This window comes from Streptomyces sp. NRRL S-350 (assembly GCF_000719705.1).
In the GTDB taxonomy this organism is placed as follows: Bacteria; Actinomycetota; Actinomycetes; order Streptomycetales; family Streptomycetaceae; genus Kitasatospora.
In genome coordinates this window covers 202499-217123 of record NZ_JOHO01000008.1, presented here as the reverse complement: position 1 = coordinate 217123, position 14625 = coordinate 202499, and the positions used below count along the sequence as shown (strand labels likewise).

Annotated in this window: 11 protein-coding genes; 1 reads left to right on the top strand and 10 read right to left on the bottom strand. The window is 72.7% G+C overall.

Features of this window, described 5'->3' with window-relative positions:
* Positions 1 to 133: 133 nt before the first annotated feature.
* From IF30_RS0111025 to IF30_RS43420, 3 genes are all read right to left on the bottom strand, one after another.
* On the bottom strand, positions 134 to 1453 hold the full coding sequence (locus IF30_RS0111025; protein WP_234322664.1) for a S8 family serine peptidase: 1320 nt from the start codon (positions 1451 to 1453) through the stop codon (positions 134 to 136).
* Positions 1454 to 1602: 149 nt separating this feature from the next.
* Entirely contained in the window at positions 1603 to 3258 is a 1656-nt protein-coding gene (locus IF30_RS0111020) for a WXG100 family type VII secretion target (protein ID WP_030235563.1), read from the bottom strand.
* Between the two features lie 43 nt (positions 3259 to 3301).
* Positions 3302 to 3766, bottom strand: coding sequence for a hypothetical protein (locus IF30_RS43420; protein ID WP_051709828.1), 465 nt, complete (start codon positions 3764 to 3766; stop codon positions 3302 to 3304).
* A gap of 441 nt (positions 3767 to 4207) precedes the next feature.
* Here IF30_RS43420 and IF30_RS0111010 point away from each other — a divergent pair, with 441 nt between their 5' ends.
* Positions 4208 to 6118, top strand: a complete 1911-nt coding sequence (locus IF30_RS0111010; RefSeq protein WP_030235559.1) for an FUSC family protein — start codon at positions 4208 to 4210, stop codon at positions 6116 to 6118.
* Between the two features lie 23 nt (positions 6119 to 6141).
* Here the strand turns inward: IF30_RS0111010 and IF30_RS0111005 are convergent, their stop codons facing one another.
* The 7 genes from IF30_RS0111005 to rsmI form a co-directional block, all read right to left on the bottom strand.
* The gene (locus IF30_RS0111005) at positions 6142 to 7965 is read right to left on the bottom strand and encodes an ABC-F family ATP-binding cassette domain-containing protein (RefSeq protein ID WP_030235556.1); all 1824 of its coding nucleotides are present in this window, start codon (positions 7963 to 7965) and stop codon (positions 6142 to 6144) included.
* A gap of 112 nt (positions 7966 to 8077) precedes the next feature.
* Positions 8078 to 9112, bottom strand: a complete 1035-nt coding sequence (locus IF30_RS0111000; RefSeq protein ID WP_078891301.1) for a 4-(cytidine 5'-diphospho)-2-C-methyl-D-erythritol kinase — start codon at positions 9110 to 9112, stop codon at positions 8078 to 8080.
* Positions 9109 to 10122 carry a 16S rRNA (adenine(1518)-N(6)/adenine(1519)-N(6))-dimethyltransferase RsmA gene (gene rsmA / locus IF30_RS0110995; RefSeq protein WP_078891300.1) on the bottom strand — a complete coding sequence of 338 codons (1014 nt, stop codon included), beginning with the start codon at positions 10120 to 10122 and terminating at the stop codon, positions 9109 to 9111. Before rsmA ends, IF30_RS0111000 begins: the two co-directional genes overlap by 4 nt.
* A 126-nt stretch (positions 10123 to 10248) precedes the next feature.
* A complete protein-coding gene (locus tag IF30_RS0110990) occupies positions 10249 to 11127 on the bottom strand; it encodes a TatD family hydrolase (protein ID WP_030235546.1) in 879 nt (292 codons plus the stop codon).
* A 1-nt stretch (position 11128) separates the two neighbouring features.
* Positions 11129 to 12754: a methionine--tRNA ligase gene (metG, locus tag IF30_RS0110985; RefSeq protein WP_030235542.1), complete on the bottom strand. Its 1626-nt coding sequence runs from the start codon at positions 12752 to 12754 to the stop codon at positions 11129 to 11131.
* A 259-nt stretch (positions 12755 to 13013) separates the two neighbouring features.
* Positions 13014 to 13439 (bottom strand): hypothetical protein, encoded by a 426-nt coding sequence (locus tag IF30_RS0110980; RefSeq protein ID WP_051709825.1) that lies wholly within the window; start codon positions 13437 to 13439, stop codon positions 13014 to 13016.
* 235 nt (positions 13440 to 13674) lie between these two features.
* The gene (rsmI, locus tag IF30_RS0110975) at positions 13675 to 14580 is read right to left on the bottom strand and encodes a 16S rRNA (cytidine(1402)-2'-O)-methyltransferase (RefSeq protein WP_078891299.1); all 906 of its coding nucleotides are present in this window, start codon (positions 14578 to 14580) and stop codon (positions 13675 to 13677) included.
* Positions 14581 to 14625: the final 45 nt, after the last annotated feature.

The following is a 14625-nucleotide window of genomic DNA, read 5'->3' as shown; positions in this document are numbered from 1 at the left end:
GGCGCCGTGCCCCGCCCCGCCCCCACCGCGCCCCGCCAACCGGGCGCCTGCACCGCCCCGGCAGGAACCGACAAACGCCCGAGGGGGCACCAGGTCTCCCCTGGCGCCCCCTCGGGCGTCACCCACCGACCGGCTACCGCGCGTACGGGTTGTCCTCCGGCGGCACCGGCGGCTGGAACGACGACGGCGGCGGCGGCACCGCCCCCATCGGCTGCTGATGCGGCATCGGCGGCACCTGGACACCGGGCTGCTGTCCGGCGGACTTCCGCCGCCGCACCACGGCGAACAACACGCCGGCCACCAACACCAACCCGGCCACCACGGCACCCACGACCGGAAGCGCGCTGCCCGACCCGGACGCCGCATCCGCCTTCGGCTGCGAGGTCGGTGCGCTCCCGGCCGTCACGCTCGGGCTCGACGGCGATGATGGGGAAGCGGTCGCACTCACCGACTCCGCCGGCGAAGCTGCGTCAGCCGGGAGAGGCGACACGTTCGCCGGGCCCGGGTCACCGGGGTCCGTCAGCGCAATACGCGGCCGCACGGCACCCCACCCGGCGCCATCCGTGCGGCTGTCTCCACCATTCGACCTGCCCGCAGTGTTGATGAGCACCCGCAGCACCTGATTCGCCGTCCACTCCGGATGCACCGACCAGACCAGTGCGGCCGACGCGGAAGCCAGTGCTGTCGCATCAGAGGTGCCATGCCCCTTGCAGTAACCCGAGGGGGCCGTGCAAGCCGCGATCGTGTCCTTGCCCGGGGCGACAAGCGCCACCTGAGGCCCGCGCTCGGACTCGTCCGTCACGGTCCCGTTCTGGTCGACCGCCCCGACACCTACGACGTTGGGAAGGGCTCCGGGATAGTCGACGGGGTTGCCCGACTGCGCCTCGTTCCCCACAGCGGCAAGGGTCAATACGCCTTTCGCCCTAGCCGCCGCAAGGATCCTGTTCAGCTTTGCCACGTCCGCAGGGAAGGCCGTCACGGAGTTGATGCCCTGCGAAATGCTGATGACCTTGGCCCCCTGGTCGACCGCAAAGGTCACAGCCTGGCCGATCTGGTCCAAGAAGTCGGTCGAGACAAGAGATCCGACCGAACCATTGTTGATCTTCAGGGGAAGGACCTTCACCCCGGGCGCCAAGCCGTAGGCACCCTTCCCCCCATTGGCCTTGCCCGTTCCTGCGATCAGCCCGACCATCTGCGTACCGTGCTCATCGGCATAGGAGCCGACCCCGCCCTGGCTTCCGCTGAAGTCCTTGCCCGGCAGAAACTGCCCCACCAGGTCGGGGTGGTCCAGCTTGAAGCCACCGTCGATGACCGCAACCGTGATGCCCTGCCCTTGGGTGACCTTCCACATCTCCGCTGCGTGCATGGCCTCGAGATGCCATTGATCATCGCGGATCGAGTCGGCTGCGGCTGCGGGCCATACGGCCGGGCCTACCAGAAATCCCGCAGTCATGAGCGCCGCAGCGAACCGCTGCCTACGTCCCCGCGACTTCGTCCGCCCCATCACAGCTCCTCGTCAGTGTCCCCGTCGGTAAGACCAGTGCTCCGAACGTGACTGCCCGGCCACCGGGGAAGCCCAGTGGCCGGGCAGTCGTTGCCGTCCTACTCAATCACGTCCGGATTGCTGTGCGGCGTACCGCTGGTCCAGGTCTCCTCGTCCTCGTGCAGGTAGTCGGCCCGCTTGCGGCGGTCGCGCTCGTTGCGGCCTCGGTGGCCCGCCCCGCCGGGGGCCATCATGCCGTTCTGCCCCGACCGGGCACCGCCCTCGGCTGCTTCCGCCGCGGCCGCACGGTTGCGCAGGCCCGTGCCGCCGGGGGTGAACTCCCCGCCGGCGGTCGGTCCCTTGCGGCCACCGACCGCGCCGCCGGGCGTGGAGGCCAGGCCCCGGCCGCGCGAGCCGCCGCCCGAACCGACGACACCGCCACCGCCATGGCCACCCATGCCGGGCTGCATGCCCATGCCGTTGGGCCCGCCGACCCGGCCGCCGCCGGGCCCCGCCTCGCGTCCGCCGAAGACCGTCCCGGTCGGAAGACCGGGCGTACCGTTCTTCCCCGGAGTCTGGCCGCCGAACGGCGTGCGGGCGTTGACACTGCCGCCCTTGCCGAGCAGGTACTCGCTGCCGCCGCCCTTGGCCTGGAGCGAACCGCCACCCTTGGTCTGCGCCGAACCACCACCCGGTCCACCGGGGAAGCCGGGCACCGGGCCGCCGGGGAAGCCGGGGCCGCCGCCGGGGCCGTTGGGCCCGCTCGGGTGGACGGGTACCGTGATCGGCCCGTCCGTCGGCAGCGGGCCACCACCGGGGCCGGACGGACTCGTCTGGGTCGGGAGGGTGGGCACACTGTCGAGCCCGGTGCCCGGGCGGTTGACCGGGTCCGACGGGTGGGACGGCGGGACCGAGGTGCCCGGGTCCTGCGGCGACGGCGGCACCTGGCCACCGCCGTGCGGGGGCGTCGGGGTGGTGTGACCCGGGCCGGACGATCCAGTGGATCCCGATCCAGGGTTGGAAGGCGTCACCGAACCGCCGCCTCCGCCGGACGGGTTGTACCCTCCACCGACGCTGCCGCCACTCGAGCGCGGGCTGCGAACGGAACCGCCGTAACCGCCACCAGAACCGCCGCTCCCGGTGTATTCGTCGGAGCCCCCCTTGTTGCCACGCTCGTCAGGCGTCCCCGGCAGCACCACATCGGAAGGGATCCCGTTCAGCGTCGTCGTGGCCGCGCCGTACGCCTGCGCGAGCTTCTCCATCTGGAGGACGGCTTCCTGGTGTTCCTTCTCGACGGTCGCCTGGGCCTGCGCGGCCTGGGTGGCGGTGACCCAGTTCTTGTTGACGGAGGCCATGTAGTCGTCGACGGTCTGGCCGACGGCGAGTTGCACGCTCGACGGCATGTAGACCGTCTGCGAGTTGCGCTTGGCGACCGCGTCGATCTCCGTCTGCGGCGGCTCAGGCACGGCGGACTTGGCGGTGCTGAGCGCCTCCCCGGCCTGGTGCATGGCATTGCCGGCGGTCGTGGCGTGGTCGCTGATGATCTGTGCCGACTGCTGCAGGTTGGTGGCCCAGGTCTTGAAGTTCTCGGCTGCCGGGCCTTCCCAGGTGACTCCGCCGACGTGCGCCTTGAGCGCCGTGCTCAGCTCCTTCAGCACCTGGCCGGCGGCCTGCAGTTGGGTGCCGCGGCTGAGGACCGTCGCGGGGTCCGTGCTGTCCACCATCTTCCGCAGGTGGGCGTGGTCGATGCTTTCGAAGTTCGTTCCGCCTGACACTACTTGCTCCCCGTTTCCCCGTAGGACTCTCCCCAGGCGACCATCAGTACTTGGTGTTGTCCGACCCTGACGTCGGCGTGGTGGTATCCGCGGTCTTGGCGACCGTGTTCTGCGCGGCCGTCGTCTGGTCCTCGTTGGCCGCGTAGTTGTTCGCCGTCTGCGAAACGGCCGTCTGCATCGACTGGATCTGGGCCGCGAAGTCCTTGTGCAGTTGGACGAGCTGGGCGTGCACCTTCTCGTAGGCGGTCGTCAGCGCCGTGGCCTCCGCGAACTGCGCACTGGCGAAGCTCTTTGCGGTGAGCTTCTGTTCCTGGATCTTGTACGGGGCCGCCGCCGAGCCCTCCATGACCTGCAGCAGGGCGTCGACCTTCTTCGCGAACTCGGTGAGCGTGTCCAGCTCGACCTTCACGTTCTGCTTGCCGAAGGCGGCGACCAGGGCGTTGGCGTCGCCGTACGTCTGCGCCTCGCTGACGAAGGGCCCGTAGGTCCCGGGGCTGGGGGGCAGCACGTACGGTTTGACGTCGGCTGTCGAAGCCCCCGGGCTGGTCCCCGCAGGGCCGCCAGGGCCCGCAGGCGTCGTCGGGTTCGTCGTTGTCCCCGGCTTGCCGTCATCTGCCACAGCAGTTCACCTCTCCCCCGTACGGCGGGCCCGCGCCCGGGGCGTCCGGGTGGGCTCCGCGCCGCAATACTCCGTCAACTTCTGGTTCGTGCCGTCGTCGTACCGTCCTGGTCGGCGAACGGGCCGCCCTGGGGGCGGTTTTCGCCTCCGCCATGGTAGCCACCGCCTCTGTCGGACCGGCAGGGACCTTGGCCCGCCCGTGCGCGATCGGTACGAACTTGACACGTACAGTGTCCCCCCGGCGCCGCTGGGTAGACTGACCGGTACGCCCCCATCTGCCGCGCAATGTCGCACAGCAGCGACTCCAGGCCGCAGAACGGACGTGATCGCATGAGTTCCCTGGACCCCACGCCGTGGTGGGCGCGTGCCGCGCGGCCGGTGCGGGTGCCGTTGCCGGTGGCGTTGATGGTTCGGGCCGCGGTGGGGATGGCGGTGCCGCTGGGGGCCGGGCTGCTGGCGCACCGGTTGGATCTGGGGGTGTTCGCGGGGCTCGGTGCGATGCACGCGACGATGAATGACCGTGTCGAGCCGTCGTGGTTGCGGCTGGCTCGGATCGGGTGGGCCGTGCTGGCGTCCGCGCTCGGCATGGTGGTCGGTTCGGCGCTCCAGCGGGCGGACGCGGATGGCGTGGTGCTGGGGGTGGCGCTGACGCTCACGGCTTTCGTGTCCGGTGCTTTGAGTGCGACGGGTCCGCGCGGTTCGGCGGCGGGGATGCTGTTGTTGGTGTCGGCGGCGTTGGGCGGCGGGATGCCGTTGCCGGATCCGTGGTGGGCGGCGGCGCCGATGATGGTCGCGGGTGCCGTGTTCGTGGTGGTGCTGGGTTTGTTCGCGGGGGTGCCGGGCCGGCCTGGGGCCGATCCGCGTGTCCGGGCGCTCGCGATCGTGTACGAGGCGCTCGGCCGTACTCTCGCCGATCTGGGTACTGCGCGGGCCGCGGCTTCACGTCAGGTGTTGACGGCCCGTCTGAACCAGCTGCAGGATCTGCTGCCCGGCCGGGGCTCCGGTACGGGCCGGATGTACGAGGCGGCTCTCGCCGCGACGGAGGCGGCGACGGGTCTGCTGTGGGCCCGGCGTCCGGTGCCGCCCGAGGTGGCGGGGGTGCCGGTTCGGCTGGCGGCGGCGGTGCGGTCGGGGGGCGGTGAGGTCGTCGTCCCTGGCTGGGGGCCGGACACGCCGTCGCGGCAGGCTCTGGACGTGGCGCTGCGGGCCGCTGCCGATGCGGTGGCGGGCCGGGGCGGCCCGCCCGGCGTCGCGCCGGCGCCTCCGCCGGATCCGTGGCGGCTGCGGGTGCGGCTGCTGTCCCGGGGTTCGGTCCGGTACGGGGCGCGGGTGGCGCTGTGCATCGCGGCGGGCTCGGTGGTCACCGCCAACTATCCGCTCAGCAGGGGCTACTGGGTGCCGATGACGATCGCGTTCGTGCTCAAGCCGGATCTCGGCTCGGTGTTCCTGCGGGCGGTGAGCCGTTCGATCGGCACGGTGCTGGGGGTGGCTGTGACGGCGGCGCTGGTCGCGCTGACCACGGACGAGTGGGCGTTGGCCGCGATCGCCGCGCTGTGTGTGTCCTTGCTGCCGTACGCGACGGCGGCGCACTACGGGCTGAACACGGTGGCGATGACGCCGATGGCGTTGGTCCTGATCCAGCTCGGCGGGCAGAGCAGCGCGGCACAGTTCTGGCCCCGGGTCCTGGACACCGTGCTGGCCAGTGCGATCGTGCTGGTCTTCGGGTACCTGCTGTGGCCGGAGCGCCCGCGGCACCGGATCGAGCCCCGGGTGGTCGAGGCGGCGACGGCGCTGCGGGCCTATCTCGACGCGGTCACCGGGGGGAGCGTGGACGGGGCCGAGGTGTGGCTGCGCCGTACGGCCTACCGGTCGCTGGCGGATGCCCGGCAGGAGGTGCGGCAGGGGTTGGCCGAGCCGCCGCCGACCGGTCGGCTGGCGGAGCGGTGGCTGCCGGCGACGGCGGCGTTGGAGCGGCTGGGGGGCGCGGTGGCGGCGTTCGCGGCGCAGCTCCGGTTCGGCGGCCGGGTGCCGGACCCCGCCGAGGTCGACCGGGTCCGCCGCGCGTTGGACGAGCTGACGGCCGCGGCCCGCGCGCACCGCCCGCCGTCCGGTCCGTCGGGCGCAGCCCCGCCCGGTCCGTCAGGCGCCCCGCCGTCCGATCCGAGCGTGCCGCACGACCCGGCGCGGAGCGCGCTGGGCCGTGCGGCGGACGAACTCGAAGCGCTGCTGGCCGGGCGGTAGCCCGCGGGCCGTCGGTCGGGCGGTCAGACCTGTTCGGCCAGCTCCAGCCAGCTCATCTCCAGCTCCTCCTTCTCCTCCCGGACCGCGCGCAGCTGCGCGTCCAGCTCCGCGACCTTGGAGAAGTCGGCGGCGTGTTCGGCGAGTTGGGAGTGCAGCTTGGACTCCTTCTCGTCCAGCTTGGCGATCTGCCGCTCCAGCTTCTGCATTTCCTTCTTCGCCGCCCGCAGGTCCCCGCCGGACAGCGCGGCGCCGGCGTCGGTGGCCGGGGCGGCCGCAGCAGCGGCGGCGACGGGCGCGGCGGCGGCCTGGGCGGCCATCCGGGCCCGTCGCTCCAGGTACTCGTCGACGCCGTTCGGCAGCATCCGCATCTTCTTGTCGCCGAGCAGCGCGTGGACGGTGTCCGTGGTGCGCTCGATGAAGAAGCGGTCGTGGCTGATGACGATCATGGAGCCGGGCCAGCCGTCGAGCAGGTCTTCCAGCTGGTTGAGCGTCTCGATGTCAAGGTCGTTGGTCGGCTCGTCCAGGAACAGCACGTTGGGCTCGTCCATCAGCAGGCGCAGCAGCTGGAGGCGGCGGCGCTCGCCACCGGACAGGTCGCCGACCGGCGTCCACTGCTTGTCCTTGCCGAAGCCGAACTGCTCGCACAGCTGGCCGGCGCTCATCTCCCGGCCCTTGCCGAGGTCGACCCGCCCGCGGACCTGTTCGACGGCCTGGAGGACCCGGGTGGCCGGGTCGAGTTCGGCGACTTCCTGCGACAGGTAGGCGAGCCGCACGGTCTTGCCGACCTTGATGACGCCGGAGGCGGGCTGCACGTCGCCTTCGGAGGCGTACGCGTCGCGCAGGGCGCGCAGGAGGGAGGTCTTGCCGGCGCCGTTGACGCCGAGGAGGCCGATCCGGTCGCCGGGGCCGAGCTGCCAGGTGAGGTTCTCCAGCAGCAGCTTCGGGCCGGCCTTGATGGTCACGCCCTCCAGGTCGAAGACGGTCTTCCCGAGCCGGGCGTTGGCGAACTTCATCAGCTCGGACGCGTCGCGCGGCTCGGGCACGTCGGCGATCAGCGCGTTGGCGGCCTCGATCCGGTAGCGCGGCTTGGAGGTGCGGGCGGGGGCGCCGCGGCGCAGCCAGGCGAGTTCCTTGCGGGCGAGGTTCTGGCGCTTCTGCTCCTCGGTGGCCTCGATCCGGGAGCGTTCGGCGCGGGCGAAGACGTAGTCGGAGTAGCCGCCTTCGTACTCGTGCACGGAGCCGTGCTGGACGTCCCACATCCGGGTGCAGACCTGGTCGAGGAACCAGCGGTCGTGGGTGACGCAGACAAGCGCGGAGCGGCGGTTCTGGAGGTGCTGGGCGAGCCAGGCGATGCCCTCGACGTCGAGGTGGTTGGTGGGCTCGTCGAGGACGATCAGGTCGGGCGAGCCGAGGAGCAGCTTGGCGAGGGCGATCCGGCGGCGCTCGCCACCGGAGAGCGGGCCGATGACGGTGTCCAGGCCGTCGGCGAAACCGGGCAGGTCCAGGCCGCCGAAGAGGCCTTCGATGATGTCGCGGATGCGGGCGTCGCCGAGCCATTCGTGGTCGGCGCGGCCGGCGATCACCTCGTGCCGGATGGTGGCCGTCGGGTCGAGCGAGTCGTGCTGGGTGAGCACGGCCATCTCCACGCCGCCGGCGTGGGTGATCCGGCCGCCGTCCGGTTCCTCCAGCTTGGCGAGCATCCGGATCAGGGTGGTCTTGCCGTCGCCGTTGCGGCCGACGACGCCGATCCGGTCCCCCTCACTGACGCCGAGGCTGACTCCGTCGAGAAGGGCCCGGGTGCCGTAGACCTTCGTGACGGACTCGATGGTGGCGAGGTTGACGGCCACGTGTGCTGCGCTCCTGGGTTCGGCGGTCGGCGGGGAAGGCCCCGACCTCCTCAGCCTAGTGCGCCCGGCCGCGGGACTCGGCCGCCGAGGGCGGCGGTCCTTTCCGCCGGGGTCAGGCCCCGGGTGCGGCCGTCCCGTGCCCCGCCTCGGGCCCCGTCGTCCCGTGCCCCGCCTCGGGCCCCATCGTCCCGAGCACCGTCGTCCCGAGCACCGCCGCCTCGGGCGCCGCCGTCGCGAGCACCGCCGCCCCGGGCACCGGCCCGTGCGTGGCGTGCGCCGTGCGGCAGGTGCCGGAGGCCCGCAGTGCCTGGGCGACGGCGGCGGCCGCTTCGGCGTCCTTGGTGAGGAAGGCGCAGGTCGGCCCGGATCCGGAGACCAGTGCCCCGAGCGCGCCCGCCTCGGTGCCGGCCCGCAGGGTGGCGGCGAGCGAGGGGCGCAGCGAGAGCGCGGCGGCCTGGAGGTCGTTGGCGAGCGCGGCGGCCAGGGCGACGGCGTCGCCTTCGGCGAGGGCGGCGAGCAGCGCCGGGTCGGCGTCGGGGGTGGGCACCTGGGCGTCGCTGGAGCCGGTGCCGGCCTCCTCGCGTAGCCGGTCGCACTCGCGGAAGACGGCGGGGGTGGACAGGCCGCCGTCGGCGACCGCGAAGACCCAGTGGAAGGTGCCCTCGACGGTCAGCGGTTCCAGGATCTCGCCCCGGCCGCGGCCCAGTGCGACGCCGCCGAGCAGGGCGAACGGTACGTCCGACCCGAGTTCGGCGGCGAGTCGCAGCAGCGTCTCGAACGGGGTGTCCAGCTGCCACAGGGCGTCGCAGGCGACGAGCGCGGCAGCGCCGTCGGCGCTGCCGCCGGCCATGCCGCCGGCCACCGGGATGGCCTTGGCGATGTGCAGGTGTACGCCCGGGTCGGCGAGGCCGTGGTGGGCGGCGAGCAGTCGGGCGGCGCGGGCGGCGAGGTTGGTGTCGTCCAGTGGGACGACGGCGGCGTCGGGCCCGGAGCAGGTCAGGGTGACGCCTTCGCCCGGGGTGGCGGTGACCTCGTCGCCGAGGGCGACGGCGAAGAAGACGTTGGCCAGGTCGTGGAAGCCGTCGGCGCGAAGCCCGCCGACCCCCAGCTGGACGTTGACCTTGGCCGGCACCCGTACGGTGATCACTCGGTGTCCTTCACGGGCTGGTTCTCGGCGGTTCCGGCCTCAGCGGTCCCGGCTTCCGCGGTCCCGGGCCCGACGGTCCCGGCCTCGACGGCCCCGGCCCCGACGGCCTCGGACTCGGCGAGCGCAGGCTCGCGCCCGGGGCCCGCGGGCTTGTGCTCGGCGATCCGGGCGAATTGCTCCACGGTCAGCATCTCGCCGCGCAGCTTGTGGTCGATCCCGGCGGCCGCGAGCGCCTGCTCTGCGCCGGCGGCGGAGCCGGCCCAGCCGGCGAGTGCGGCGCGCAGGGTCTTGCGCCGCTGGGCGAACGCGGCGTCGACCACGGCGAAGACCTCCGTGCGGCTGGCGCTGGTCCTGGGCGGCTCGCGGCGGATCAGCGAGACCAGCCCGGAGTCGACGTTGGGGGCGGGCCAGAACACGTTGCGCCCGATGGCACCGGCCCGCTTGACGTCGGCGTACCAGTTGGCCTTGACCGACGGGACGCCGTACACCTTGTTGCCCGGCTTGGCGGCGAGCCGGTCGGCGACCTCGCTCTGCACCATCACCAGGGTCCGCTCGATGCTGGGGAAGGTCGCCAGCATGTGCAGCAGGACGGGCACGGCCACGTTGTACGGGAGGTTGGCGACCAGCGCGGTGGGCGCCGGCCCGGGCAGTTCGGTGACCTCCATGGCGTCGCTGAACACCAGGTCGAAGGAGTCGACGCGGTTCGGCATCCGGGCGGCGACGGTGTCCGGCAGGTGCTGGGCCAGCACCGGGTCGATCTCGACCGCCGTCACGTGCCGCGCCGATTCCAGCAGCGCGAGCGTCAGCGAGCCGAGACCGGGCCCGACCTCCACGACGGCGTCCTGCTCCGTCACCCCGGCGGCCCGGACGATCCGCCGCACGGTGTTGCCGTCGATGACGAAGTTCTGTCCGCGCTGCTTGGTCGGCTTCACGCCGAACGCGGCCGCCAGTTCCCGGATGTCGGCGGCGCCCAGCAGGTGGCTGTCAGGGGTGGGGTCGGTGGTGCTCACGGGCCAAGGATACGGGCGCGGGGGGTGCCGTCCGGACGCGCCGATCCGGACGGGACACCCGCGCACCAGGTCAGCCCGGCCAACCCGGTCAGCTCGGCCAACCCGGGCGAACCCGGGTCGGCCGGGTCAGTAGCCGAACGCCCGGGCCGTGTTCTCGGCGATGGCCGCCGACAGCTCCTCCTCGCGCAGTCCCAGCGTCGCGGCCATCGAGCGCACCGTGACCGGGATCAGGTACGGGGCGTTGGGCCGGCCGCGGTAGGGGTGCGGGGTGAGGAAGGGCGCGTCGGTCTCGACCAGGATCCGGTCGAGCGGGGTGGCCAGCAGGGCGTCCCGCAGCGGCTGGTTGGCCTTGAAGGTGACCGGCCCGGCGAAGGAGAGGTACCAGCCGTGCTCGGCGCAGGTCTTGGCCATCTCGGCGTCGCCGGAGTAGCAGTGGAAGACGGTCCGTTCCGGGGCGCCTTCCGCCAGGAGGACGGCGATGACGTCCTCGTGGGCGTCGCGGTCGTGGATGACCAGGGCCTTGCCGTGCCGTTTGGCCATCTCGATGTGGCGGCGGAACGACTCCTTCTGGATCTCGACGCCTTCCGGCCCGGTGCGGAAGTAGTCCAGCCCGGTCTCGCCGACGGCGCGGACCTGCGGCAGGGCGGCGAGCCGGTCGATCTCGGCGAGCGCCTCGTCGAGCGCCGCGGCGCCGCCGGCCTCGCGCTGTCGGCCGGACCAGCCGTCGGCGTCGCCGAGGAAGATCCGCGGCGCCTCGTTGGGGTGCAGGGCGACGGCCGCGTGGACCTGTTCGTACTGGGCGGCCAGGTCGGCGGCCCAGCGTGAGCCGGGTACGTCGCAGCCCACCTGGACCACCGTGGTGACGCCGACGGAGGCGGCCCGGGCCAGGCCCTCCGCCGGGGTGCCGGACTGCATGTCGAGGTGGGTGTGCGAGTCGGCCACCGCCACTGCCAGCGGCTGCGGCAGCGGCGGCGGGGTCGACCGGTCGTCGTCCTTGGCGGCCATGTCAGGCGGCCGGCTTCTCTTCGAGGCGCGGGAACAGGATCTCGCCCTTGGTGACGGTGGCACCGACGGGCAGCCGGCCCCAGTCGGCCGCGGTGGCGATGGTCTGCGCGGACAGCGCGCCCAGTCCGGCTTCGGCGCCCAGGGAGTCCCACAGCTTCTCGGCGGTGGACGGCATCACCGGGTTCAGCAGGACGGCGGTGGCGCGCAGCGACTCGGCGGCGGTGTAGAGGATGGTCGCGAGGCGCGCCCGGCCCTCGTCGGATCCGTCCTTGGCGACCTTCCAGGGCTCCTGCTCGGTGATGTAGCCGTTGACCTGCTTGACGAACTCGAAGATCGCCGCGAGGCCGCCGGCGAAGTCCAGTTCCTCGCCGATCTTCCGGTCGGCCGTCGCGACGGCCTTGGCCAGTCCGTCGGCCACGGCCTGTTCGGCCTCGCCGGAGGCGGTGGCGGTGGCGGCCGGGAGCACGCCGCCGAAGTACTTGCCGACCATGGCGGCGACCCGGGAGGCCAGGTTGCCGAAGTCGTTGGCGAGTTCGGAGGTGTAGCGGGCGGTGAAGTCCTCCCAGGAGAACGAGCCGTCCGTGCCGAACGGGATCGCCCGCAGGAAGTAGTAGCGGTAGGCGTCCACGCCGAAGTGCGAGGTGAGGTCGGTGGGCGCGATGCCGGTCAGGTTGGACTTGGACATCTTCTCGCCGCCGACCATCAGCCAGCCGTTGGCGACGACCCGCTTGGGCAGCGGCAGGCCGGCGGCCATCAGCATGGCGGGCCAGATGACGGCGTGGAACCGCAGGATGTCCTTGCCGACCAGGTGGACGGAGGCGGGCCACAGCTCGGCGAAGCGCTCCGGGTCGCTGCCGTACCCGGCCGCGGTGATGTAGTTCTGCAGCGCGTCCACCCACACGTAGAGGACGTGCTTCTCGTCCCAGGGCAGCGGCACGCCCCAGTTGAAGGTGGAGCGGGAGATCGAGAGGTCCTGGAGGCCCTGTTCGACGAAGCGCAGCACCTCGTTGCGGGCGGACTCGGGGGCGATGAAGCCGGGGTTCTGCGCGTAGAACTCCTGCAGCTTCTCGCCGTACGCGGACAGGCGGAAGAAGTAGTTCTCCTCCTCCAGCCACTCCACCGGCTTCTTGTGGATCGGGCAGAGCTTCTCGTCCTCGCTCGCGCCGTCGAGCAGCTCGTTGGGGAGCTTGTACTCCTCGCAGCCGACGCAGTACGGGCCGGAGTAGCCGCCCTTGTAGATCTCGCCCTTGTCGTACAGGTCCTGGACGAATTCCTGCACGCGGTCGGTGTGGCGCTGCTGGGTGGTGCGGATGAAGTCGTCGTTGGCGATCTCCAGGTGCTCCCAGAGCGGCTTCCAGGCTTCCTCGACCAGCTTGTCGCACCACTCCTGCGGGCTGACGCCGTTCGCTTCGGCGGTCCGCATGATCTTCTGACCGTGCTCGTCGGTGCCGGTCAGGTACCACACCTTCTCGCCGCGCTGGCGGTGCCAGCGGGTGAGGACGTCGCCCGCCACGGTGGTGTACGCGTGGCCCAGGTGCGGGCGATCGTTGACGTAGTAGATCGGGGTGGAAACGTAGTACGCCGGGGCGCTCGTCCCGGTGGTGCTGTGGTCTGCAGTGGCCGCCATGGTCGGAAAGCTTAGTCGGGCGGGCAGCCGCCCCTCGACCGCGTTGCGGCGTGGCCGCGGCGTGACCGCACCGCCCCGCCGCCACGCCGTTCCGCCGTCACACCCTCACGCCGCACGGTCAGCCGGTCAGCCGGTCACACAGTGCCGCAGTCCCGCAGTCCCGCAGTCGCGGGTGGGGGCCGCCCACCGCGATCCGTGCGGCGGACGGCCCCGGTCGTGCTCCCCGTGCCGCCGTGTTCTCCGAGCCCCCGTGCCGCCGTCAGCGGAGCAGTCGCGCCCAGAACCGGGCCCAGCGTCCGCGCGGCCTGGCGGCCGGCTCGGCCGGGGGCGGCCCGGCCGGCTCGGCGTGCGCCGGGTAGCCGGGGGCGTGCTGCCAGGCCTGGTCGGCGGAGGCGACCCGGCCCGCGCGCATGATCCGGACGGTGTGGCCGCCGCATCCCGGGCAGGTCGGCTTGAGCAGCGGAGACGGTACCCGGACACCGTTGGCGTGGTACTCGAACACGACGTGCCCGTCCTTGGCCGTGTGGTGCTCGATGTCGTACGCCTGCTCCCAGCCGTACCCGCAGCGCAGGCACGCGAAGGAGTAGGCCTCCCGTACGGTCTCGACGGGAGTCTGCGGGCGACCGGCCAGGCCGGCCGTGCTCAGTGCGTTGCCACCGCGGGGGCTACCGACGATCTCGCTCATAGCCGTCTCCCAGCGCCCGCCGGGCGCTCGCCCGGCTGGGTCTTTCCTTTTCAGGAAATGCCCGGACCGCCTCGGCCGATGCCCCACTTGTGAAGACTTGGATGCGGGTTGGGAAGTCCTATACGAAGGGCCTCCCGGGGGGTGAAAACCGCGACCGAAACTTCAGCTCAGCGGGCGTTTACCGGGGCCTTCCCTCCAAGGTACGACGCCCCGTGCGCAACGCAACCCCCGGTGTTCACCCCTTTCCCGGGCCCGTTTCGGCGGCCTGTTCCCCGGCCGCCGGGACGGCGTTCGGCACGACCGCCTTCTTGGCGGCCACGACCGCGTCGAAGACTTCCCGCTTGGGCAGCGAGAGTTCCGCCGCGACCGCCGCGATGGCCTCCTTGCGCCGCTCCCCGGCCTCCTCCCGCAGGGCGACCAGCCGGGCCAGCTCGGCCGGGGTCAGCTCCTGCGGCGCGGCCGGCGGGGCGCCCGCGACCACGACGGTGATCTCGCCCCTGACGCCCTCGCCCGCCCAGGCCGCCAGTTCGCCGAGCGGCCCGCGCTTGACCTCCTCGTAGGTCTTGGTGAGCTCGCGGCACACGGCGGCCGGGCGCTCCGGCCCGAACGCGTCGGCCATCGCGGCCAGCGCCTCGGCGATCCGGTGCGGCGCCTCGAAGAAGACCATGGTGCGCGGTTCGGCGGCGATCGAGGCGAGCTGCCGTGCCCGGTCGCCGGTCTTGCGCGGCAGGAAGCCCTCGAAGGTGAAGCGGTCGACCGGCAGGCCGGACAGCGCGAGCGCGGTGAGCACCGCGGACGGCCCGGGCACCGCGGTGACCTTGACGTCGGCCGCGACGGCCGCGGCGACCAGCCGGTAGCCGGGGTCGGACACCGAGGGCATGCCGGCGTCGGTGACCAGCAGCACCCGGGCGCCGCCGAGCAGCGCCTCGACCAGTTCGGGGGTGCGGCCGACTTCGTTGCCCTCGAAATAGGAGAGCACCCGGCCTGCCGGGGTCACCCCGAGCGCCTGGGTGAGCCGGCGCAGCCGCCGGGTGTCCTCGGCGGCGATCACGTCCGCCGTGGCCAGTTCGGCGACCAGCCGGGGCGGGGCGTCCGAGACGTCGCCGATGGGGGTGCCTGCAAGTACGAGTACGCCTGTCACGGGCCCCATCCTTCCAGCTGCGGCCGCGCGGGGCTTTTGGTGACG

Coding starts and splice junctions, on each gene's coding strand:
- IF30_RS0110990 (WP_030235546.1), bottom strand. CDS start 11,127: ATGGCCGCCAAGGACGACGACCGGTCGACCCCGCCGCCGCTGCCGCAG.
- IF30_RS0111010 (WP_030235559.1), top strand. CDS start 4,208: ATGAGTTCCCTGGACCCCACGCCGTGGTGGGCGCGTGCCGCGCGGCCG.
- IF30_RS0111025 (WP_234322664.1), bottom strand. CDS start 1,453: ATGACTGCGGGATTTCTGGTAGGCCCGGCCGTATGGCCCGCAGCCGCA.
- IF30_RS0110980 (WP_051709825.1), bottom strand. CDS start 13,439: ATGAGCGAGATCGTCGGTAGCCCCCGCGGTGGCAACGCACTGAGCACG.
- metG (WP_030235542.1), bottom strand. CDS start 12,754: ATGGCGGCCACTGCAGACCACAGCACCACCGGGACGAGCGCCCCGGCG.